At 47.6% G+C, this 24,396-nt stretch carries 17 protein-coding genes; 12 read left to right on the forward strand and 5 right to left on the reverse strand.

The window, feature by feature from the left end:
- The first annotated feature begins 143 nt into the window (after window positions 1–143).
- The 6 genes from ACWPAB_RS13170 (at window position 144) to ACWPAB_RS13195 (ending at window position 6,765) form a co-directional block, all read left to right on the forward strand.
- Window positions 144–731 (forward strand): phospholipase A2 family protein, encoded by a 588-nt coding sequence (locus tag ACWPAB_RS13170; RefSeq protein WP_003582930.1) that lies wholly within the window; start codon window positions 144–146, stop codon window positions 729–731.
- Window positions 732–817: 86 nt separating this feature from the next.
- On the forward strand, window positions 818–1,117 hold the full coding sequence (locus ACWPAB_RS13175) for a hypothetical protein (protein WP_003582931.1): 300 nt from the start codon (window positions 818–820) through the stop codon (window positions 1,115–1,117).
- Window positions 1,118–1,428: 311 nt separating this feature from the next.
- Window positions 1,429–3,435 carry a DHH family phosphoesterase gene (locus tag ACWPAB_RS13180; RefSeq protein ID WP_016382076.1) on the forward strand — a complete coding sequence of 669 codons (2,007 nt, stop codon included), beginning with the start codon at window positions 1,429–1,431 and terminating at the stop codon, window positions 3,433–3,435.
- 15 nt (window positions 3,436–3,450) lie between these two features.
- On the forward strand, window positions 3,451–3,906 hold the full coding sequence (gene rplI, locus ACWPAB_RS13185) for a 50S ribosomal protein L9 (protein ID WP_003562688.1): 456 nt from the start codon (window positions 3,451–3,453) through the stop codon (window positions 3,904–3,906).
- Window positions 3,907–4,147: 241 nt separating this feature from the next.
- Window positions 4,148–5,536 carry a replicative DNA helicase gene (dnaB, locus tag ACWPAB_RS13190; RefSeq protein WP_003562690.1) on the forward strand — a complete coding sequence of 463 codons (1,389 nt, stop codon included), beginning with the start codon at window positions 4,148–4,150 and terminating at the stop codon, window positions 5,534–5,536.
- A 65-nt stretch (window positions 5,537–5,601) separates the two neighbouring features.
- A complete protein-coding gene (locus ACWPAB_RS13195; protein ID WP_003577321.1) occupies window positions 5,602–6,765 on the forward strand; it encodes a hypothetical protein in 1,164 nt (387 codons plus the stop codon).
- Window positions 6,766–7,213: 448 nt separating this feature from the next.
- On the opposite strand, the gene ACWPAB_RS13200 is transcribed toward ACWPAB_RS13195, so the two are convergent.
- From ACWPAB_RS13200 to ACWPAB_RS13215, 4 genes are all read right to left on the reverse strand, one after another.
- Complete coding sequence (locus ACWPAB_RS13200; protein ID WP_016382077.1) at window positions 7,214–9,205, reverse strand: glucose PTS transporter subunit IIA; 1,992 nt, start codon at window positions 9,203–9,205, stop codon at window positions 7,214–7,216.
- Window positions 9,192–10,121 carry an N-acetylmuramic acid 6-phosphate etherase gene (gene murQ, locus ACWPAB_RS13205; RefSeq protein WP_003577323.1) on the reverse strand — a complete coding sequence of 310 codons (930 nt, stop codon included), beginning with the start codon at window positions 10,119–10,121 and terminating at the stop codon, window positions 9,192–9,194. The genes ACWPAB_RS13200 and murQ overlap by 14 nt, the downstream gene beginning before the upstream one ends.
- Window positions 10,122–10,357: 236 nt before the next feature.
- Window positions 10,358–11,227 (reverse strand): MurR/RpiR family transcriptional regulator, encoded by an 870-nt coding sequence (locus ACWPAB_RS13210; RefSeq protein ID WP_003577324.1) that lies wholly within the window; start codon window positions 11,225–11,227, stop codon window positions 10,358–10,360.
- Window positions 11,228–11,329: 102 nt separating this feature from the next.
- Window positions 11,330–11,935, reverse strand: a complete 606-nt coding sequence (locus tag ACWPAB_RS13215) for a TetR/AcrR family transcriptional regulator (protein ID WP_003577325.1) — start codon at window positions 11,933–11,935, stop codon at window positions 11,330–11,332.
- A gap of 129 nt (window positions 11,936–12,064) precedes the next feature.
- Between ACWPAB_RS13215 and ACWPAB_RS13220 the strand changes: the two genes are divergently transcribed.
- From ACWPAB_RS13220 to ACWPAB_RS13245, 6 genes are all read left to right on the forward strand, one after another.
- Window positions 12,065–12,769, forward strand: coding sequence for an ABC transporter ATP-binding protein (locus ACWPAB_RS13220; protein ID WP_003577326.1), 705 nt, complete (start codon window positions 12,065–12,067; stop codon window positions 12,767–12,769).
- Window positions 12,770–12,779: 10 nt separating this feature from the next.
- Window positions 12,780–16,337, forward strand: a complete 3,558-nt coding sequence (locus tag ACWPAB_RS13225; RefSeq protein ID WP_003586454.1) for an FtsX-like permease family protein — start codon at window positions 12,780–12,782, stop codon at window positions 16,335–16,337.
- Window positions 16,338–16,479: 142 nt separating this feature from the next.
- The gene (locus tag ACWPAB_RS13230) at window positions 16,480–17,535 is read left to right on the forward strand and encodes an amidohydrolase family protein (protein WP_016382078.1); all 1,056 of its coding nucleotides are present in this window, start codon (window positions 16,480–16,482) and stop codon (window positions 17,533–17,535) included.
- Between the two features lie 229 nt (window positions 17,536–17,764).
- A complete protein-coding gene (locus ACWPAB_RS13235) occupies window positions 17,765–19,060 on the forward strand; it encodes an adenylosuccinate synthase (RefSeq protein WP_003562710.1) in 1,296 nt (431 codons plus the stop codon).
- Between the two features lie 308 nt (window positions 19,061–19,368).
- Entirely contained in the window at window positions 19,369–21,228 is a 1,860-nt protein-coding gene (locus tag ACWPAB_RS13240; RefSeq protein WP_013245351.1) for a heavy metal translocating P-type ATPase, read from the forward strand.
- A 94-nt stretch (window positions 21,229–21,322) separates the two neighbouring features.
- Entirely contained in the window at window positions 21,323–21,673 is a 351-nt protein-coding gene (locus ACWPAB_RS13245) for an ArsR/SmtB family transcription factor (RefSeq protein ID WP_003577329.1), read from the forward strand.
- Between the two features lie 86 nt (window positions 21,674–21,759).
- Here the strand turns inward: ACWPAB_RS13245 and ACWPAB_RS13250 are convergent, their stop codons facing one another.
- Window positions 21,760–24,180, reverse strand: a complete 2,421-nt coding sequence (locus tag ACWPAB_RS13250) for a plasma-membrane proton-efflux P-type ATPase (RefSeq protein WP_003577330.1) — start codon at window positions 24,178–24,180, stop codon at window positions 21,760–21,762.
- Between the last annotated feature and the right edge of the window lie 216 nt (window positions 24,181–24,396).

Consider the following 24,396-nt stretch of genomic DNA (forward strand, 5'->3'; position numbering starts at 1 on the left):
GATATAACAGCATCACCCGTGTTATGATCTCTTATAGATAATAAAATACTTCGTTTTTAGTAGACTCTTATGTATAATAATTGGTGTAAACAATTGCTTGTGGGTGTTGGCAATGATAAAGCCAGAAAACATTGGAGGGAAATATGAAATTTTCTAGACGTTCAAAAAGGTTTGTTATAGTCAGAAGAAGTGTCGCAGTCGTTTTTGCCCTGATTAGTATGACACTATTTTTTCAATTTAATAGTGGGGTTGAGGTTCACGCAACGACTAAGACTGAGTTTAATGACACTGAAATCAACAGAGAAACAAGTGAACAATTAAAAATGATCGATCCGTACTTAAAGAATGTTGATGGTATCACAAGTTTTGACTATGATGCTGCCATGAATGACAATGTTGATCCCGTTGTCCTAAAAATTGGCGCAGAAATAAATAAATGGGCTCGCAGTCTTAAAAATGATGGTCCAGAAAAAGGCATGCTGCTCTCAATGGCTAGGTTTAATTTGCTGGTGTATGGGAATTATTGCGGTAAAGGCAACAACGGCAAAGCGCCGATTGATGATCTTGATGGTGCCTGCCAAGCACATGATACATGTTATGCGTGGGGCGGGAACAATGAAAAGTGTAATCAGGAATTTCGTCAACGCTTATTGACAATTATGCAGAAGACATCGCTTTTTGATTACAAGCACATTGTTGCCGTTGCGGCATATAAGTTGTTTGGTGGTTGAAAATCAATCATGAATAATGGTTAGAAGAAGGCTTTCGTTTTATCTAAAGGGATCTGCCAAAGGCACTTTTAATGGAGAACTGAAAAATGAAGACTAAAGCGAAAATCGTCATTGGTAATGGCGGTATCTTGACTGTTATATTTGCCTTAATGACCATCATAACTTTCTCTGGGAAAAAGAACTTCGTTGGAATCGAGCTTGGCACTGGGTTTATTGGGCTATTAGTGATTGCCTTGCTGATTATCTGTTGGCAAATTTACCTTTTATTAGAAAAGTCCGCCCTTGGCTGGAGCTTTAATATTATCCTCGGTAGTTACACATTGGTTGTTGGAGTAGCCATTTTTTTCATTGCCTCATTTTTCATTGGCTTTGCGCTATTTCCGTGATTTTCCCACCTAGGAATAACGGTGAAGGGCCTGGGCTATAATGCGACGTTACCAAACAGACTAGTGAGAATGATTTGCCATGTTTAGGCAAATCATTCTTTTTATTTTTCCATAAATAGTCTGGTTAAGTTTAAAGATTGTGGCGTATGGCATGGCAAGCCACTTCATAGACCGGCCTCGTTGCCACTATTTTGTAAACGTGATGCTATCAAGCAATGGCTAGGTCACTCGCAGAATCTAATTGCACAGTATGGTAGAATAGCTAAAGAAATCCTTAAGTATCTGCGCTAAGTGAAAGCGAGTTTTTCTATATGAAGAAATTGTTTGAGCGGATTCGTATGCCGGAGTTTCTTGAAGACATGCGAATGCGATATGCAGCTATTGCGATGGTCGTGCTGGCGGTGATCGGTATTCTGATGGGAGCACTGATCCGTCCGTGGTTGGCTTTGTTGATGCTGCTGATTTTGATTAGTCTAGTGGCCACGATTTTTTATGCCCTAGAAACCATTGCCAAGAATACCAATCAGTATATTTCGGACCTCAGTTATCGGATCAAGCGCGGCGAACAAGAAGCGCTGATCAAAATGCCGATTGGGATCCTGATTTATGACGAGAATCTCAATATTGAATGGACGAACCCATTCCTGCAGAAGTATTTTGGCGACACTGACGTTCTTGGTCAGCCGTTGGAACATGTTGATGCGGAATTGGCGGAGTTGATTCGCAGCAACGAGAACACCAATGAAACGAAAATGGTGACTTGGGGTCAGCATCAGTTTGAGATTATCGTGCAAAAGAGTATCGGGGTTGTCTATCTGATGGACGTGACTCGATATGCTGAGATTGAAGAGCGGGCAGAAGACGAGAAGATCGCCATTGGCCAGATTTTCATTGATAACTATGACGAGATCACACAAACCATGGATGATCAGGTCATTACTAATTTAAATAGTTACGTCACGAATCAGCTGACAGATTGGGCCAATCAATTTGGCATGTTCTTGAAGCGGATTGACAACGATCGCTTTTTCCTGCTGGCTTATGCCAAGTCGCTGAAGGATGTTGAACGTGACAAGTTCAAGATTCTAGATGTGATTCGGGAAGAAACCTCGAAACAGAATTATCCATTGACGCTGTCGCTGGGGATCGCATATGGTAATGAAGACTTGGCTCAGTTAGCGGTGACTTCGCAGAGTAACTTGGATCTGGCGCTTGGTCGTGGCGGCGATCAGGTGGTGGTCCGCGCCAAAGGCCATGAAGCCCGTTTCTATGGCGGCAAGACGAATCCAATGGAAAAGCGGACGCGTGTGCGGGCGCGTATGGTTGCGCAGGCCTTGCAAGAATTGTTTAAGCAGACGGACAAGGTCTTTGTTGTCGGCCATAAGCGGCCGGATATGGATGCAGTTGGCGCCTCGATGGGGATTCGCCGGATTGCGCAGATGAATGGCAAAGAGTGTTACATTGTGATTGACCCTGACCATCTGCACTCCGATGTCGAACGCCTCATGGGCCAAGTGGGTCAAGATCCTGAAGTTGCTAATGCCATTGTGACGCCGGAAGCAGCGCTGTCGCAAGCAACGGATCAGAGCCTGCTGATCTTGGTCGATCACAGCAAGCCGTCGATCTCAGCGGCGCCTGACTTGTACAAAAGGTTGGCGGCAAGAACGGTTATCATCGATCACCATCGACGCGGCGAAGAATTTCCGGACAACCCGATGCTGGTTTATATCGAACCGTACGCCAGCTCCACTTGTGAGTTGATTGCGGAGATGTTTGAATACCAGCCGACAAATGTGCCAAGTCTTGATAAGCTTGAGGCAACGGCGATGCTGGCAGGGATCACGGTGGATACCAAGTCCTTTAGCCTACGCACCGGCACGCGGACGTTTGATGCTGCCAGCTATCTGCGTTCCATGGGCGCTGATGGCATGTTGGCGCAGAACCTGTTAAAGGAAAATATCGACAGCTTCATCCAACGGAATCATTTGATCGATACAATTGAAATGATTGCGCCAAATATGGCACTATGTACTGGGGAAGAGGATAAGCGTTATGACCCAGTGATTGCAGCACAAGCGGCTGATACGATGTTGTCACTCAATGGCGTTGATGCCAGTTTTGTCATCACAAAACGCCCAAGCGGTGATGTCGGCATTTCCGCCCGCTCGACTGGGGATGTCAACGTGCAGGTCATCATGGAAGCCATGGGCGGCGGCGGTCACTTGAGTAACGCAGCCACCCAGATTAAGGGCAAAACGATCGCCGAAGTTCGGACTGATCTGCTTGCTCAGATCAAAAAAGCAGACGAAGACGCATAGAAAGCAGGGATTTTGATGAAAGTCATCTTTACACAAGACGTTCGTGGCAAGGGCAATCGCGGTCAGGTGAAAGAAGTACCTGACGGCTATGCTGAAAACTTTTTAATTCGCAAGGGGCTGGCTAAAGCAGCGACACCGCAGGCTATGAGTGCTTTGCGCGGCCAGCAGCGGCTTGAAGAGAAGAAGGAAGCTGAAAAGAAAACCGAGGCTGAGGCCATGAAGGCTAAGATCGAAGACGACAAAACCGTTGTTCAGATCCAAAGCAAAGCCGGCGAAGATTCCCGGTTGTTCGGTTCGATTCCTAGCAAGCAGATCGCGCAGGCTTTGGATAAGCAATATCAGATCAAAGTTGATAAACGTAAGATCGATCTGAAGCAGCCTATCCGTTCACTGGGTTTCACTAATGTCACGGTTAATTTATTCCCTGGCATTGATGCCCGCATTCGGGTACACGTGATTGAACAAAAATAAGAATAGTTATTCTGCCAGAAGACGCGACCAGATGATCGCGTCTTTTTGTCTATCTGGTCCAAATTAGTGGGTTGTGGACTGAGTCAATCACCGGTGATACAGCAGTGACCATTGCTTTTCGTTAAATTGTTTGTGTAGTTCGACTGTATGCGGTGATGCTTGTCTTGACTGCGGGTTTAACGTAGACTGTTAGGGATAAGCGACAAAAAATTTTTGACGATTAATCTGAAGGAGGACGCGCATGGATAATCAATTAATTGACCAGCAGCCGCCGCATAGTGACGAAGCAGAACGTGCCGTCCTTGGCGGCATTTTTCTGAATGCTGACACATTGCCGGATGCACAAGAGTATGTCACGGCGGATGACTTCTATAAGAAAGCCCACCGGCTGTTGTTCCAAGCTATGACCGATCTACAGGATAACGGCACAGCGATTGATACGGTTACGGTGTCGGATTATCTGGACAATCATAACAACCTCGATGATATTGGCGGGGTTGGTTATATTACAGATTTGGTTGCGGCGACGCCTATTGCCAGTAACGTGGTATACTACGCCAAAATCGTGCAGCAGAAGAGCACGTTACGCAAACTGATTAGTACGGCGCAAAACATTGCCAGTCGCAGCTATACGGAACAAGACGATGTTGAAGGACTAGTTGAAGACGCCGAGCGCCAGATTATGGATGTCTCGGAGAACCGCAATCAGGCCGGCTTCAAACAGATCAAAGATGTGCTGAATCAGGCTATGGCGCAGATTGATCAGTTGTATCAAAATGATCAGGCAATCACCGGGTTGCCAACCGGTTTCCGTGATTTGGACAAAATCACGACGGGGCTGCATGAGGACGAAATGATTATTTTAGCGGCGCGGCCTGCTGTCGGGAAAACCGCATTTGCTTTGAACATTGCCCAAAATGTTGGGACGAAAACAGACAAAAGTGTCGCCATTTTCAGTTTGGAAATGGGCGCTGAACAGCTGGTAAACCGGATGTTGTGTTCAGAAGGTAGTATTGATGCTAATCACCTGCGAACTGGTCAGCTGAATGAAGAAGAATGGCAGAACTTGATTATCGCCATGGGTAGCTTGAGTAAGGCGAAGATCTATATGGATGACACGCCAGGCATCAGAATGGCGGAGATTCGCGCGAAGTGTCGGCGGCTAGCGCGTGAGCAAGGTGATTTAGGGCTGATTATCATTGATTATTTGCAGTTGATTGAAGGTTCTGGCCAAGAAAACCGCCAACAGGAAGTCAGCGCCGTTTCCCGGCAGCTGAAAAAACTGGCGAAGGAATTGCATGTACCCGTGATTGCGTTGTCCCAGCTGAGTCGTGGCGTTGAACAGCGACAGGATAAGCGGCCGGTGTTGAGCGATATTCGTGAATCCGGTTCGATCGAACAGGATGCCGATATTGTGGCTTTCCTGTATCGTGATGACTATTACCGCGATGCAGAAGGCGATGAGGATGACGACGATCAAGGCGGCAATGATGACGGGGATGACAATGTTGGTGAAGTTGAAGTCATCATTGAGAAAAACCGTTCAGGCCCGCGTGGTACCGTCAAGTTGTTGTTTGTGAAGTCGTATAACAAGTTTACGAATATTGCCTATAATGGTCCGGATCAATAAACCATTAGCAAGAAAGATTAGAAAGTTATTTTTAGATTTAAGCGCAAGAAAGTGAGGGATGCCGCATGGATGCCATTTTGATGAGTTTAATGACAGCACTCAATGAACACCTGCTGATCAATGTGTATCAGCGCGATACCGACGATTTTTACACCGGATACGTACAGGTGTTAGGTCATGATGCGGTTGTTCTGGGAACCTACAATGATTCAGGGATTGCCGATGGATGTGCCTTGATCGCATTTTCTGCGATTGATCAGGTTGAATTTGCCGGGGATGATCTCGATAGCATGAATTTTCGAATTAACTTGGCACAGGCCCAGCATTTCTTGACGCTGCAAGGCCAAGAAAAGCCATTGCAGTTCGATGCGACACAGAACTTAATTCAGCAACTGGCGACGCAGGCTAAGGCGAATGGTCAAATGGTCATGGTCGTGGTGGCCGATGATGATGCCTATCTTGAAGGGCAGGTAACAGCTGTGGCTGAGGATCGCTTTAGTATGGCGATCTTCAACAAATTCAACTACACCGATGTGCGCGCCTTGCAGGTTGATTTCTCGGATATTTTAGTCATGGAATTCCATGGCCTTGATCTCAAACTGGAAACGGAACTGGTCCGGCAACGTGATCATCTAAAGCACGTGGCCACCAAGCTGTACCAAAATGACGGTCAACTGGCTGGCGTGTTTCAGAATGCCTTGGCGAACAATCGCTTGATTTCAGTCGTACCCAAGGGACCGGAAGATCAGTTCTTTGTGGGTCGCGTCAAAGCGGTCAACGACCGGGTTGTGGTGTTGAGTCTCAAGGACATGGCCGGCCAGTTTGGTGGCTATATTTTACTGACGTTACCAAGCATCCAAAATGTCGCGACAGCCTCGGATTATTTGCAAACGATCAGCTTTTACGAAAAATGGGATCAAACCCATCACTTCAGCCAGCAGCCAGTGTTGAATGCTGATCGTGAGTTCGATCCAAATGATGACTTAATTCAGACCATCATCTCAGAGGCCGCTGGGTTTGAACGGGTGGTGCGCATTAAAGTAGCCGACAGCGATGAACATTTTCTGGGTTATCCGGAAAATGTCGGTGAAACCGATTTTGACTTAAACCTAGTCGGACCAGATGATGGCGAAACGGCGCAAATTCGCTATGGTCAGATTCGTGAAATTGCCTTTGGCCACATCTTTGCGTATTTGCAAGAGGCACAATTGAAAAATGCTGGACGCTAATCTGTACTTGGCACATAACAAGTCGAGCCATCGTTACCATCTAGGAATTGGGCTTTATTAGATTTTAAATACTCTGGGAAAAAATCTGGGCTAGAAGGTCCTTGCCGTGCCAAACTCCGCAATCTCCGGCCTGCTGGGGCTGGAACGCTGTGACGGCGCTTTTAGCCCGCAAAACGCGCGGTCTAAAAGTCGCCTAACAACATCAGCTCCAAGCCCGGTCGCTGTGTTGTTTGCACGGCTGAGCCCCATCTGGCCTACGATTGCTCCGCCGTGGCACTGAGATTTTTAAATGCTATCAGGGTATCTATCAAAAGACGAATTGTGTATCAACCGCAAGCAAAAAATCGTTCCTAGAGAAACTGTGCTTTCTCTAAGAACGATTTTTTTAGTTGGCACACACGATCACTCAGATATAAGGTTAAGTCAATCTGCCGTCGACTTTCATATACTAACTTTCTGATTGACTGGTGACGCGCAGGACGTCTTCGCCAGCAGTGATCGATTGATCTGTGAAGCTGGTCATGGCGGCGACATGGGTCATGTTGGTGATGACGGTGATGATTGTCGTACTTTTGCCAGCTGTTTTGATGGCAGGTAGATCCATTTCGGCAATTTGCTGACCTGCCTTTACGGTTTCGTTTTCTGTCACATGAACAGTGAAGGGGTCACCGTTCAATGCGACGGTGTCTAATCCCATGTGGACGAGAATTTCAAGTCCGGTTGCGGTTGTCATAGTCCACGCGTGTTTGGTCGGCATGATGCTGACGATGGTACCGTCAACAGGTGCGACAACCGTGCCATGACTTGGGACAATGGCAAAACCATCCCCCACCATTTTTTGAGAAAAGACATCATCGGGCACTTCGGACAAGGCTTGAAGTTGACCAGCAGCAGGGGCCACAAATTGAGTCGCATCCGGGCTAGTTGCTCTAGTGAAAGGGGTTTCAGAAACAGCTGCTGTATTTACTGCGAGCGGTTCAATGATGGTGCCGTCAGCGCTGGTCGGCACCATCGCGCTTTCTGGCACACCGAAGAAGTAAGTCGCCAGAAAACCGCCTGCATAGGAAGCCAGTAGGCCGAAAACATAACCCAGCCATTGGTGATTGGCGATGAGTGGAATCAGGGCTGCGCCGGAAGGACCAATGGTGATGGCACCGATATGGCCGATCATGCCGATAACGGCGCCGCCGATGCCACCGCCAATACAGGCAGTTACAAATGGCCGGCCCAGCGGCAGACTGACACCATAGATCAACGGTTCACCAACCCCTAAGATACCGACTGGTAGAGCGCCTTTTATCAAGCGGACGAGCTGTTGATTTTGTCGACACTTGATCCATAGTGCAAGGGCGGCACCCACTTGACCGCCGCCAGCCATGGCCAAGATTGGCAGCAGGCCGGTGTAGCCAATGCTCTTGATCATTTCAAGATGAATAGGCGTCAGAATCTGGTGTAATCCCAACATGACCATCGGCAAGAAGGCGAGGCCTAAGATAGCGCCTGAGAAGGCACCGCCAACTTGTAACGTCCAGTTAATCGTGCCGACCAATGAACTTGAGACCCAACCGGCGAGTGGCATGATGAAGAAAATGGTCAGCAGGCCGATGGATAAGAGGCTGAGCATCGGCGTGAAAATGATATCGATGGCGTCCGGAATGAGTCGATGCAGGCGTTTTTCAACCACAGCCAACAACCAGACGGCGAAAATGACGCCGATGATGCCACCTTGACCAGGAGATAACGGTTGATGGGTGAAGACGTTGTTGATCGTGATCGGGGCCACAACGCCAGGCAGATAGACTAAGCCGCCGATGATGCCGCCAAGGCCAGCGGTTGGGCCAAACTCGGTTGCGGCGTTTATCCCAACATAGATATTAAGAAAGGTGAAGAGCCCGCCGTTGATGACTTTTAAGACAGTAATAAATGACGCCCAGCTGGTTGGTAAATCGCCAGCGGTTAACAAATTGGCTAAAATACCAGCAACGCCGGAGATTAAGCCGGCACCGACGAAGGCAGGAATTAGCGGAATGAAAATAGCGGAAATATGTTTTAAAGCAGCCCGCCACCAAGTTTGCTTTAACTTGGCTTTATGCGCTGCCCGAACCTCTGCGGCTTTAGCTTCAACTGCCGATTGATTCGATTCAGCAGGCGGTTGCGTGTTGGCTGGGAAAGGGTCACCTAATGCAACCCCTACTCGATCAACCATGGCCTGTGCGACTTTGTTGACAGTCCCTGGACCAACAATGACTTGGAGCGTTTCTTCTTGGACAACACCCAGCACGCCAGGCACTTTTTTAAGTGCGGCTTGATCAACTTTGGCCTCGTCTTTGATCGTCAGCCGGACTCGTGTCATACAGTGGATCAATTTGGCCACGTTTTGCGGCCCGTCGATGTGGGCGTAGATACCATTGCCCATCGTTTGATACTTATCTTGTGCCATCTGTTTTCTCCTCCGAACTTGCTGTGACAGTTTGGCTAATGAAGCCGTTCGTTTGTGTCAGTAGTTTTTGAGCGTCCGTGCTTGATCGCTGTGTCAGAATCATGACGATCGCTAATTTAACGTGCTGATCGGCTGCTTCAAACGCCTTTGCTGCAGTGGCGGCATCGCAACCAGTGGCTTGTTGAATGATGCGCTGGCTGCGAACCACGAGTTTTTCATTCGTCGGCAGCACATCGACCATGAGATTTTGGAAAACTTTGCCAAGGCCGATCATGGCGCCAGTTGACAGCATATTCAAAACCAATTTTTGGGCAGTGCCAGCCTTGAGCCGAGTTGAGCCGGTCAAAACTTCTGGTCCAACAGGTACTTCAATGGCGATCTGGGCGTGCTGGCTGATTTCGGCGTGGGTGTTGCAAGCGAGGCTGATGGTTGCAGCACCGACAGCTTGCGCATAATCAAGACCGCCGATGACATAAGGTGTACGGCCGCTGGCAGCAATCCCGACAACGGTATCGTCTGCGGATAGGTGCCGTTGCAGCAGATCCGTTTTCCCGAGCTCTTTAGAATCCTCTGCGCCTTCAACCGCGACAGTCATGGCTTTCATGCCGCCTGCAATTAGGCCCTGCACCATTTCTGGATCAGTGCCAAAGGTCGGCACGCATTCTGCTGCATCTAAAACGCCCAGTCGGCCACTGGTGCCTGCCCCGATATAAAACAAGCGGCCATCTTTCTTGAGTGAATGACTGATCGTCTGAATGGCCGTTTCGATAGCTGGTAGTGCTTGTTGTACTGACTGGGCAACGGTTTGATCTTCGGCATTCATGACGGTGGCAAAGTCATGGACCGTCATCGTGTCTAATGCCATTGTTTTCTGATTTCGAGTTTCCGTCGTCATTTGATCTAAATTAATTGCCATGTTTTTAGCCTCTTTCTTTGGAAAATCAGCCTGACAAGTTGGCTGATAAACGTTACGTCAAGTTAAAGGGCAGGCGTCGTCGGAAAATTGATGGAAGCCCTTTATTGATAAAAACGTACCTGATATCCACTTTTATTTCAACTATTTTCTTTTAAATGTGAAATAAAATTTCAAAAAAGGCTAGAAAAAAGACACGTCAGCTGCAGACGCGTCTGAAATGTGAAAGCTTCGAAGACTCATTTAAAGCCGTTGCGTAAAAATTCACGATAGGCAGTCACTGCAGCTTTTGATTGATCCGTGGCTATTTTTGCTGCATCGTAGTATCGGCTGACATAGGCATAGTATAGAATGTCGATGAGCATAAACTGGGTGTGGAGTGATTGGGTTGCAGCGAAGCGGTTGCGGGCCTCCATCGGTTGGGATGTTTGAATGCTCACATCAGCATACTTGGTGAGCGAATTTTTCCCGAGTTTGGTAGTGACAATCACCTGCAAGCCAGCCTTTTTGGCCAATTTGGCAGCTAGCACGACTTCTGGCGATTCACCTGAATTCGAAATGAACCAGCAAAGTGTCCGGTTGGCATCTGCAGTTGCTGCAAGTGGCAAGAACAAATTGAGGTCATCACTGACATGACAAGGATAGCCAAGCCTCCCCCATTTTTGGGCAATGTTTTGCGCTGCTAAGTAGGAAGCGCCCACGCCGAACACAAGCAGACGATCACTTTGATGAATCAAGTTGATAATTGTGTCGACATTGGCTTCGTTAAGCTGGTCGACGGTTTCGCGCAAGGATTGGTTGGCATCCGTGAGCAGTTTGTGCTTGATCGTTGTCAGCGTTTCGTTTTTTTGAATTTCTTGATCATCCGGTTGATGGGTATCCCCTTCCAGATCAGCCGCTAACTGCATTTTCAGCTCGTTATAACCAGTGAATTGTAGTCGGCGCGCGGCGCGACTGACGGAGGCCGGACTGGTACCAGCTGCTTTAGCTAGATCATGAACACTCATCGTTAAGACTGCTTGACTGTGTGCTATCACATAATCAACGATTTTCTTCTCGGTTTCAGATAGCTCGCTGCGGGTACTTTGATAATTGCCTTTAACACTCATTTGAAGCGCCTCCTTGAGGAAATTGGATGCCAATTAGTCGACAGAGAAAACCAATGGGCTGGTGGTTGTCAGCGATAGACTGGACTGGCATATTTTCACAATCTATTTCTCTAATGCCAGTAATTGATAAGGGGACAGAAACCGAGTTTTCATTAAAATGTCAACAATTTCAGCCTCAGAGCGTGGCTGTGGCTCGTTAAGCCACAGTTGGATGATATCAATAATGCCATAAACGATGATCTGGCTGACGTAAGCATCTGGAATATCGTGGATAAAATGGGCTTCGCCTTTTAATTCGGCGAGATGGCCGAGAATTTTATCACGTAACAGTTTGGCGACGCGGCCAAGTAAACTCGGGTCACCAACTGGACTTAGTAAGAATTGACAAATATCGCGCCGCTGGTTAATTAAATGCACCATATTGACCATCAGCGGCGACTGCTTACCAGAGACGATAGCATTGGGATCCATCGCGGTATCCATGCCAATGTCTAGGCCGCGTTCCAGATCGCCTAATAGCGAAGCTTCAACCTTGGCAACAAGATCGTCTTTATCCAGATAATGCAAATAAAAAGTACCGCGGCTGATGCCGCTTGCCCTAGTGAGGTCAGCCACTGAAACCTTCGCTAGGGTCTTTTTTCGGCCCACTGTGATTAAGGACGCGGTTAGTGCTTGCTTCGTCTGCGCAGTCTGTTCTGCTTTTTTCATGAGCTTGCTCCTTTACTGAACACTTTTCAAAAAATTGCACATAGTTATTCCCAAAAGTATGTTTTATGATGTTCCTCGTAAAGATGCTTAACACGATGTTCATGATAAATCATTTTGGAGGTTATGACAATGGACAATTTCATCACGGTTAAAAATGAAACGCGTCAGTATGGTAGCGGTGAGCAAACTGTTTATGCCAATCACGAAGTTTCTTTTACCATCAAACCTGGCGAAATCACGGTTATTTTAGGCGCTTCCGGTGCTGGAAAATCAACCTTGCTCAATATTCTCGGCGGTATGGATCGCCCAACCAGCGGTCAGGTCGTGATTAATGGGCACAACATTGCGCAGTATGACGATCACCAGTTGACAACTTATCGCCGTGATCAGATTGGTTTTGTTTTCCAGTTTTATAACCTAGTACCGAATTTAACGGCTTTGGAGAATGTAGAGCTAGCGAGCGAAATTGCCCCGGATGCGCTAGATCCGAAACAGACGATGGTGGATGTTGGATTAGGTAAGCGGATCAATAACCTCCCGGCACAGCTATCCGGCGGCGAACAACAGCGAGTGGCCATTGCCCGCGCGATTGCGAAGAATCCATCATTGCTGCTAGCGGATGAACCAACAGGCGCGCTGGATTATAAGACTGGAAAAAGTATTTTGAAATTGTTTGAGGACTTCTCCCATCAAACGAATAAAAATGTGATGATCGTGACTCACAATTCGCTCATCAAGCCGATGGCGGATCACGTGATCGAAATTCACGATGGTAAGGTTCAGGCTGATTACCAAAATGAGCAGCCAACCCCAGTTGAACAACTGAAATGGTAGGTGAGGCGCGGTGAGCAAGAAAACACTTTGGAAAGACATCCGCAAGTCGTTTACAACTTCATGGGGGCGTTTCTTCTCAATCCTGTTACTGATGATGCTCGGATCTTTTGCATTGGTTGGTTTGTGGATTGCCGGTCCCGATATGCGAGCGACAGGTGAAACGTATTTCAAACAGTATCATCTAGCAGATTTGACAGTTATCGGCGAAGATGGTCTGGATGCACATGATCAAAAGACGATTCAGCGTGCTTCTGGCACAGAGCAAATCGAATTTGGTTATCTCAAAGACGTGACGCTTAAAGGTACCCATTCAAGCTTCCGAATCTTATCAAAACCAACTAAGATTTCGCAGTACCGGTTGGATTCCGGACGTATGCCTAAAGCAACCAATGAGATTGCGATTGATGCCAATTATAAAAGCAAGTACAAACTTGGCGACACGATCAAGTTTGTGCAAAGGGCAGATCAAACCGGCAGTAAGGTTTTGAAAAGAATAAGTTTCAAAGTTGTTGGGTTTGTGTATTCCCCGGAAATTATTTCGTCGATCAATAAAGGCAATAGCACCTCTGGCAGTGGTGATCTTAAGGGTTATGGTGTCGTTACAAGCAATAATTTTGATTCAGATGTTTATATGATGGCACGGTTAACTTATCGCAACACAAAAGGCTTGGATCCATATTCGAGCCAGTACACTGACCGAATTCAAGCGCATAAGACGGCACTGAATCACTTGTTGCAGAACGCACCACAAGCTCGATTAGCTGCCATTAAGAAACAGTATCAAGCCAAAATTGATGCCGGCCAGAAAAAACTTGATGATGCTAAAGCCCAATTGAATGCAGCTCAGGAGCAGTTAACGACTGGGGCACAACAACTGGCGACGGCTAAACAACAAGTCGCAGCAAAACAGCAAGAACTGGATGCTGGCGTTAAAAATGGCCAAGCCCAAATTGCCAGTGGTGAAACGCAACTGCAGCAGGCATCGACCCAGTTGAGCCAGAGCCGACAGCAATTGACCACGGCAAAGCAACAGTTAGTAGCAGGTCAGCAGCAATTAGATGACAAGCATCAAGCACTAGTGGCGGCTAAACAGCAATTGGATGCGGCCAAGCAGCAACTAGACAATAGTCAACAGCAACTGGCTACCGCTAAACAACAACTGACGACCGGCCAGCAACAACTAAACGCGAAACAACAAGATCTAACGACTGCCAAGCAGCAATTAAACGCTGCCAAACAGCAGCTTGATGCCAGTCAACAACAGCTCACGATTGCTAAACAAAAGATTGATGCCGCTTTGGCACAAAACCCAGCAATTGCTGAGAATCCAGCTTTTCAACAACAGCAAGCCAGTTATCAAGCGGGGGTTGCGCAGTATAACGGCGGGTTAAAAACTTATAACCAGAACTTAGCTGTATACAACCAAAACATGGCAAATTGGACAGCTGCCAGCCAAGAACTGGCAAAGAAAATCAGCACCTATCAATCAGGTACTGCCCAGTACAGCAGTGGTTTAGCGACTTACAATCAAAATTTGGAAACCTATAACAAAAATGTTGCGGCTTGGACAGCTGCTAATCAGCAACTTCAGCAAAAGTCCAGCGAGTTCAATGCTGGGGAGGCTCAACTGCAGCAAGGTCAAGAGCAGTATGCTTCTAAGCAGGTGGCGCTAGCACAGGCCAAGCAACAGTTGGCAGCGACTCAGCAATCTGGTCAACAACAACTTGATGCAGCCAATCAAGAGATTGTAACTAATGAAGCAACCTTGAAAACCAAGCAAGCCGCATATGATAAACAGTCACCATCGGCCCAGAAGAAAATTCAAGCTGGCACAGTTACACTTGAGGATGCCAAGGAAGCCTTGAGCAAGCTGGAGGCGCCTACCTATACTGTTGATACACGCAGGGAAACACCAACCGGCCAGGGCTACACGGTTTACGACAGTACCTCTAATATTGTCGATTCGTTGGCCAATATTTTCCCGTTCTTTATGTATTTTGTGGCAGCATTAGTCACCTTCACCACCATGACCCGGTTTGTGGACGAGGAACGTATCAACTCTGGCACTTTAGTTGCATTAGGTTATACGCGTCGTGATGTCATCAATAAATTTACAATGTACGGTTTTCTTGCAAGTTTAATCGGTTCACTTTTAGGCATTACCGCAGGACACATTATCTTGCCAATGATTGTCTATCAGGCTTATCACAATGGGATCAATGTACCGCCGATTGAATTGCATTTCTATCCGGGTATTAGTGCTATCGCGTTGCTATTGGCGATGGTCAGCGCGGTATTGCCAGCTTGGTGGGTCGCTTCTCGAGAGCTAAATGCTCGGCCTGCTGAACTCATGTTGCCAAAGCCACCAGCTAACGGATCGAAGATTTTCTTGGAAAGAATCCCATTCATTTGGCGGCGCCTGAGCTTTACCCACAAGGTAACGGCTCGCAATATTTTCCGGTACAAAAAGCGGATGTTTATGACGATCTTTGGTGTGGCGGGGTCGGTGACACTTTTGTTTGCTGGTTTAGCCGTGCAGCATAGTATTAGCGGCGTCAATGATCGCCAGTTCAACGACATCATTAAATATGACATGATTGTCGCTCAAAAAAGTAATATCACCGATAAACAGCAGCAACAACTTGATCAACTGTTTCAAGAAAAAGCAGTTGAGCGCACCAAGTCAGTCTATTATGAAACTGTTACAAAGAATGCCGGTACAGACAATGATCGTCAGGATATTACCATGATCGTGCCTAAAGACCAGACCGGATTCAGCGACTATATTCGGTTAGCAACGCGTCAGGGTCAAACGAAACTGACATTATCAAATGACGGTGCAGTGATTTCTGAGCGGTTGGCTTCGCTTCTGAACGTTAAGATTGGAAGCACCATCACGGTAAAAGATGCGACCGGCACCAAGCATCAAGTCAAAGTGACGGGCATCACTGAAATGTATATGGGACACTTCCTGTTCATGAACAAAACGGCCTATCAAAAAGCGTTTAACACAGACTTTAAGCCAAATGGTCGGTTGGTGACCTTGAAGAACCGTTCCATTAGCAATACCCGGGCTGAAGCGGCTAAGTTTATGCAGGCCGGCGGGGTTGAAGGCATTCAGCAGAACTCAGCGTTACGCAGTCAAATTACAACGATTGTTCATTCACTGAATACGATTATGATTGTGTTGATTGTTTTAGCAGCAGTGCTGGGGGTGGTTATTTTGTATAATTTAACCAATATCAACGTTGCCGAGCGAATGCGGGAACTTTCAACCATTAAGGTGCTGGGTTTTTATAACCAAGAAGTCACCATGTATATCTATCGAGAAACAATTCTTCTGTCCATCTTTGGCATTTTCGTTGGCTGGGGATTGGGCGAACTGCTGCATGAGTACATCATCACAGTTGTACCACCGAATAACGTGATGTTTAACCCAGCGTTGTCCGCACTAACCTTCATCATGCCGACATTGGTCATTACGATCATCACCATTGCACTTGGCTTCTTCGTCAACAGTTCCTTGAAAAAGGTTGATATGTTGGCCGCGCTGAAGTCAGTAGACTAAGGTAGATTGATATAGTTATTTCATACCGGTCTTAAAAAAGCGTGGCGGCCTTGGTTTTTGACAGGGCCGCCATACTTTTGTCAAAGCAACATGGCTTTTGCAGGATTGCTTCAAGTTGAATTGAGAACGAGGAGAATACGCTATGGCAGAAATTATTGATTTTCACACACACTTCTTACCGCGGTTATATGCGCAAGCTTTGAAAAAGCATATTCCTGGCGATCCGGATGGTTGGCCCACGCCAGGCTGGGATGAACATCTCACGCTCGCTTTTATGAAAAAGAATCATATTGGCTACTCAATTCTGTCGCTTTCTTCACCGCACTTCAACTTTGGCGATAAGGAAGAGACGATCGCAATCGCAAGGGATGCCAATGATACTGGCGAGCGCGTCACCCAAGACCATCCTGATCAACTTGGTTACTTTGCCTCATTGCCGCTACCCTATGCCCAAGAAAGTGTGAGCGAAATTGATGTGGCATTGGCGCATTCGGCTTTGGGATTCACAGTTCCGACGAATAGTCGAGGGCTTTACTTTGGCACACCAATTTTTGATCCTGTTTATGCTAAATTGAATCAAGAAAAAGCCATTGTGTTAATGCATCCTAATCGCCCTGCACAAGGACCGATGAATGTTAATATTGATATGCCAATTCCGTTAATGGGTTTCTTCATCGACACGACGATGACGTTCATGAACTTGCTGCGATATCACTTTTTTGACCGTTATCCGGATATTAAACTCATTGTGCCTCATGCCGGTGCGTTTCTGAGCATCTTGGCCGATCGCGACGCGGCATTTGTCAAACAGCAATACAACAGCGATATGTTTGCGGCGTTGCGGCACGTTTATTTTGATGTGGCAGGGACAGTTTTTCCGCGCCAACTACCGATGCTGTTGACCCTAGCAGATGAACAACATCTCGTTTTTGGCAGCGACATTCCCTATACACCGCCATTGCTGGCAAGTCAGATGATCAAGTTGTTTGACGAAAGGGAGTATCATGACAAGATGTCGCGGCGGGTATCGCGACTGCAACGGTTTGACGGTTTCTTCAACCACTTTAAAAAGCTTCGGCCGCTGCCAACTGTGTTGAAGATGTCATCCAACATGCTGACAGGTGCCGAAATCCTAAGCCCGGAAATGGCTCAGGATATTCTGGTTAATAACGGTAAGCGACTGCTGGAATTAAGCTAAATAAAATCAATACGACGATTTTGTAGAAAGACCATGCCGAATGCGACATGGTCTTTCGTGTAGAGACGATAAAAAGCGCATTTATAATATTTTCGTTCGTGTTTTTGTGGAAAATGTTTTTCGTGTCATTTTAAAGTTCGGATTTTGCTTGTCTTCAAGGCGTCATCCTGTTAGACTACCAGATGGCGGGTAAAAATGCCCGCACTAAGCCGTGAGGAGCGATCAGTTAATGGGAACTGTAGTTATTGTCGGTACACAATGGGGCGACGAAGGTAAAGGGAAGATTACGGATTTCCTGAGCCAAGGCGCCAAGGTGGTCAGCCGTTATCAAGGCGGTGACAATGCAGGCCATACGATCCATGCAAATGGCGAGGTTTATAAGCTGCGCCTCGTACCATCAGGGGTACTCTACCCGCATCAGTTATCGGTGATCGGTAATGGTGTTGTTGTGAATCCTAAGAGCTTGGTCGGTGAATTGGCCCGGCTCGCAGAACAAGGCGTGACTGGCGAAAATCTGCGGATTTCAGACCGTGCTCACGTGATTTTGCCTTATCATATTAAATTAGATAAATTGCAGGAAGCAGCCAAGGGCGCCGACAAGATTGGGACGACCAATCGCGGCATTGGCCCGGCCTATATGGACAAGGCTGCTCGAGTTGGCATTCGGATGGCTGACTTGCTCGACAAAGAAATCTTTGAAGAACGCCTCAAAGCTAATTTGAAAGCTAAGAATGAAGAATTCGTCAAAGTTTATGATAGTACGCCGATGAATTTTGATGATATCTTTGAAGAATATTATCAATATGGCCAACAATTGAAACAGTATGTTTGCGACACCTCAATTGTGTTGAACGATGCGATTGACAAAGGTGAACACGTTTTGTTTGAAGGCGCGCAAGGGATTATGCTGGATATTGACCAAGGGACCTATCCGTTCGTAACGTCATCGAACCCTGCTGGCGGTGTGACGGTTGGTGCCGGCGTTGGTGCCTCCAAGATTGATCGGGTTGTGGGGGTTGCGAAAGCTTACACCTCCCGCGTTGGCGACGGTCCGTTCCCAACGGAATTGCTCGATAAAACCGGAGATTTCATTCGCAATGCTGGCCACGAATTCGGTACTGTAACCGGCCGACCTCGGCGGATTGGCTGGTTCGATGCTGTCGTTGTTCGTCATTCTCGCCGTGTTGCCGGGATTACGGATCTGTGCCTCAACTCAATTGATGTGCTAACCGGTTTGGACAAAGTCAAAATCTGTGTTGCCTACGAACGCGATGGCGAACGGGTTGAAAACTACCCAGCTTCGCTCAAGTTCCTCAGTGAATGCAAGCCAGTGTATGAAGAACTGCCAGGTTGGCAAGAAGATATTACCAAAGCCAAAACTTTGGATGATCTTCCGGAAAATGCGCGGCGTTACGTTGAACGCATCACAGAATTACTTGGTGTTGACCTGCTGACATTCTCAGTTGGCCCTGACCGTGACCAAACCAATGTCCTTGAGAATGTTTGGGATAAGGTATCGCGCTAGGCCCACCGCGATTTGATAATTCAATAGCGATTTTTTAAGAGCTGCTAGGTGAAAATTCACTGGTGGCTCTTTTTTTGACAAATTAGGACATCATTCATCGGATTCTAAAAGAGCCCAGTGCCAAGGCGGAGCAAGTGTCGGCCAGAGGAGGCTCGAAGCGTCGTCTCCGCTCTACCAGTCCCATCTGGCCGGAGATTGTCGCAATCAAGGTATTTTCATGATTGACACCGTTCCTTAAAGTCGGTATATTGAAGATGATATATGAACATATGCTCATATGAACATTAAATGTAAGGGCGGGATCAAAGATGAAAAAAAACAAGGCCATTATTTTTTATATGCTTGGCGTCATCACCTTCATTGGCGGCTTACTCATCACCCAACCGATAGCTCGCGCGGCGTTGTTGGTTTTTGCCGCGATTGTTGCGGGTTATCAAGTGATTGCAGAAGGTATCATGGCAACGATTCAAGCAACTAGAAAACGGCACCGTTTTTCGCCAAATATTCATCTCCTCATGGCACTGGCTGCACTTGGCGCCATTGCGATTGGCAGTTTTGAAGAGGCCGCGATGCTAATTCTGATTTTTGCTGGCGCGCACTTTTTGGAGGAGTACGTTGAAAACAAGAGCCGCAAAGAAATTACGGCACTACTGGCTATGGCGCCTCAAGAAGCGCGGCGCTATACCGACACCGGTGCATTAGAAGTTGTACCAGTGACAGCATTAAACATCGGTGATCAATTACAGATTCTGAATGGCGCTCAGGTACCAACGGATGGCGTTATTATTGCCGGCACTGCTAGTCTCAATGAAGCTGCGATCAGTGGTGAAAGCATTCCCCGTGAAAAGCAAACCGGCGATGAGGTTTTTGGTGGGACCATCAACGGCAAGTCAACCTTTGATATGCGGGTTACCAAGTCAAGTGATGAAACAGTTTTTGCTAAGATTGTCCAGATGGTGCAGTCAGCCCAAGACTCCCCGACCAAAACAGCCAGCGTGATTCAACGTTTTGAGCCGATTTACGTGAAGGCGGTATTGGCTGTATTGCCGATTGTTTTACTTGCGGGACCATTTTTACTTCATTGGTCATGGGCAACCAGCATCTATCGCACGATCGTCTTCTTAGTGGCTGTGTCGCCGTGTGCCTTGGCCGCCAGCGCGGTGCCGGCCACATTGTCAGGCATTTCAAGTCTGGCGCGGCAAGGGGTTCTTTTTAAAGGTGGCAGCTATTTAGCTAATCTGACCCAGTTAAAAGCCATTGCGTTTGATAAAACCGGGACGTTGACGGAAGGCGTGCCAGTGGTGACGGACAGCGAATTTGTGTCGGATGTGGATGAAGCCGCCTTGACTCAGATTATTACAGCAATGGAAATGCAAAGTAATCATCCGTTGGCGAATGCGATTGTGAGCCATTATTCCAAAAGTGATGTACCAATCACGGATGTGCATAACGAAATTGGCAAAGGCTTGACCGCTGAGTATCAGGGACACACTTACACCATTGGTAAGCCGCAGCGATTCAAGCAAGTTGATCCGGCATTTCGCAAGCGAGCCGCAACACTCAGTAAGCAAGGCAAAACCGTTGTTTTCGTTGCGGTCGATCAAAGGGTTGTTGGCCTGATCGCCTTGATGGATCAAGCAAAAAGCAGCGCTAAATCGGCCATTAATTACCTTAAACGGCACGACATTCAACCGGTGATGATCACGGGGGATGCGCAACAAACCGGTGAAGCCGTGGCCGCCGACCTGGGAATTGATCAAGTGGTCGCTAATGTGATGCCCGAACAAAAGGTTGCCGTGGTCCGTGAGCTGCAGACCACCATGCGGCCCGTTGCCATGGTCGGCGATGGGGTCAATGATGCACCAGCCCTAGCCAATGCAGAGGTTGGCATCGCGATGGGATCAGGAACTGATGTCGCCATTGATGTCGCCGATGTGGTTCTAGTCGAAAATGACCTTTCACGTCTAGCATTGGCCCATCAAGTTTCAACTAAAATGAATCGCATTGTGATCGAGAACCTGCTACTCTCCATGGCTGTTGTTGTCATGCTGGTTGTCCTAAACGTCTTGCAACTCACCAACATTGCTTGGGGCGTCATGTTCCACGAAGGCAGCACGCTGATTGTCATCTTAAATGGCCTACGCTTGTTAATTCCGCAGAGAGCTTAAGGGAAAACTGCCGACATCCGCCCTCAGTGAAAAGTGCCTTTCGATACCAAAGTCTGTTAAAATGGGCCATAAGTATCTTAAGGAGCGCAGTGCTATGACAACTAATGATGTTCGTAATGCGGACATGAATGAGAACGCGGTGCCTAGTGACGCCGAATTGCGGGATGTGCTTGATGTGTTTAAAACCATGAGTGACCCGACCCGCATGCGGATTATTCTTGCTATTGCCACGGGGCCAATTACGGTCACCGATCTGGCCGCCATGCTCGACCTCGGTCAGTCAGCGGTTTCCCACCAACTTCGCCTGCTCAAACAAGCGCGGTTGGTTGTGGGGGATCGCTCCGGCAAACAGATTTATTATCATTTGGTGGATGACCATGTTTTGGAAATCTACGCGCTGACGAAAGCGCACATTGAAGAAAAGCAGCATGGACAAGAAAATTAGTCATTGCTTATTTTAAAAGCACACAAAAACCACCAGTCCGAATTTGAAACGGATCGGTGGTTTTTTGGTAAACAAAGCACGCATTATCATGCAATCTTTAACCAACGAAAGACAGCAACTTTAAGGAAATCAAGCACGATTGTGGCTGCCAGTGTCAGTAGCAGAATGGTGACTAAAAGCGGTGAGCTGATGGCCGGCATGAGCCAGCCAGTCAAGGCTAACAGCGCAAAGATGACAATTGTGAAAAGATTGACAGCTAGCAGTGTGCGGCTTGGCCAAGATGTCCAAAAGTGGCTCCGTTCCCGGACGATCAGCAGCCGGAACTGGGAGTTGAAGACCAAACCAATTAAAACAGCGGTTTGCAAGACTGGCAAGCTGAGGTGGAACAGATTTAGCCCTAACCAAACGATCACGAGGTCGACTAAGGCAAACCACAAGCCCAAAACGCCGGAAGCCGCGGTTAACGGGCCGAGTCGCCATTGATTAGGACCGGCAGTTGACTGGACATTATCGGTAGCGATGGACATGGTCGCAAAGTCATTGGCGAACACGAGCAGCGACATCCCCAGCAGCGACACTAGGCTGACTTTTAACCAGAAGAAGCCGAGTGTAAACAAGATAATGATCTCAATGACTTTGGTGATTTTGTTGATGACCCAAGTCAGCATACGCTGGTAAGTTTGGCGACTGGTCGTGATCGCAGCGATGATGTCATGCAAGCCCGGGTGCGTCAAAATGATGCTAGCTGAAGCCTTGGCAACATCACTGGCGCTGCTGACGGCGGTCCCTAACTCTGCCTGTTTCAGCGCAGGGGCATCGTTTACCCCGTCACCGGTCATGCCAACGAGATGGCCATCTTCTTGTAACAACTTAACGATTTGATACTTGTCATCTGGAAAAACATTGGCAAACCCGTCACTTTCATGAATCAATTGAATTTTATCGGCTGCGGTGCCGGTTTTCAAAGCTTTGGCTGGTAGAATTTTGGTGCCGATGCCAACTTGCTCGGCAACATCACGGGCAATCGGTACACTGTCACCGGTGATCATCATCGGCTTGATACCTAAGTTTTTTAGCCGTGCAAGCATGGATGCTGAATCCGCTCGCGGCGGATCGGCGATTGCCAAAACGCCGACTAACGCCATTTGCGAATCGACGACGCTTGCGACAGCTAGGGAACGATAACCTTTTTTGGCGTTGGCGGTTGCTAGTTGTTGAATAGCAGCGCTGGCAGGCGCAGTGTCAGCAGGATGCTGCTTGGCGTATAACGCCAGAATCGTCGGAACAGCACCTTTGATGACCCGCATTTGCCGGTGATCAGTGGTTGTGATGACCGCCTCGGTGCGCTTGGTGGCAAAATCGAACGGCGTGAACTGCTGCCGTTTAGAGAAATCGAGGGGATGCTTGATTTCGGCGGCATAGTTGAGCACCGCCTGGTCAATCGCATCCGGATGTTCTTGATCTGCCGCTAACCCTGCAGCATCCAACAGTTGCTCGGCAGTGTAGCCGGTGAGCGGTTGGCAAGCAATGATCGACAATTTGTTTTGGGTGATGGTGCCGGTTTTATCAAAACAGAAAATATCGATTGAAGCAGCGTCTTCCAAGCTCGTCAAGCGACTGACGATGATGTCTTTTTTGGAAAGTGCCATTGCCCCGACAGCCTGAACAATGGTTAGGACAGCAGGCAAGGCGACTGGCACGGAGCCAATCAGGAAAATGAGCACGAAGGACAGAATAAAAACCGGACTTTCATGCAGGTAAAGGCCGTAAATGGCGACAATGACCGATGCGGCAATGCCAAGATAGAGCATATAACGGACAATGGCGAGCATCAGTTCTTCTTGTTTTGACTTTGGCTTGGCGGTTTTCACCAACGTCACCGTTTGACCGAAGTAAGTCGTTGTGCCGGTGTTTAAGACGACGGCCTGAACTTCGCCGCTTTTGACAATGCTGCCAGAGTAAAGCAGGTCGCCAGCACTAGCAGTAGCTGGCAGCGATTCGCCGGTCAGGGCGGACTGATCGACGGTGACATTGCCAGCGATAATCGCAAGATCAGCTGGGACAATGGCGCCAATTTTCAGTTGCACGATATCGCCAGGCACAACTTGGCTAGCAGCGAGTGCTTGCCAAGCCTGATCGCGGCGAACAGTGGCCATAATCTCCAGCTTCTTTTTTAAAAGGGCAACCGCTTTTTGCGAATTGTTCGACTGGACAAAGCCAATCACCGCATTAATCGTCAGCAATACGAAGATGATGATGCTTTCAGTGTCATGGCCTAAAATCAAGGTCAGTACAATCGCCAATTCCAACAACCACGGCATTGGACCCCAATAGCGCTTTAAGAAATCAAGCAAGTTATTGCGCTTTTGCTCAGGAATCGCATTCGGACCATACTGAGCTAGTCGCTTTTTAGCTTCATTACTCGTGAGACCATCCGTTGTCGTGTTGAGTTGCTTTAACACTGCTGCCTGACTTTTATCTTGATAACTGCGAGTATCTGCAAGCATTCAATCATCCCATCCTGAATCAAAACATTAACGACAAAATTCTTAGCTGGTGCGAAACAGTTCATGGATCTCGTCGGCATGACTGACCAACTTATCAGCTGCTTCATCACACGCTTGTGACTCAAGTGTAACGCGTGGTGAGCAATATAAAAAATACATATTCGAGGTACTATCCATACAATTTGTGTATAGTGGAGCTGAAGGATTGCGAAGCTG

It is taken from the genome of Lacticaseibacillus sp. 30, assembly GCF_053819265.1.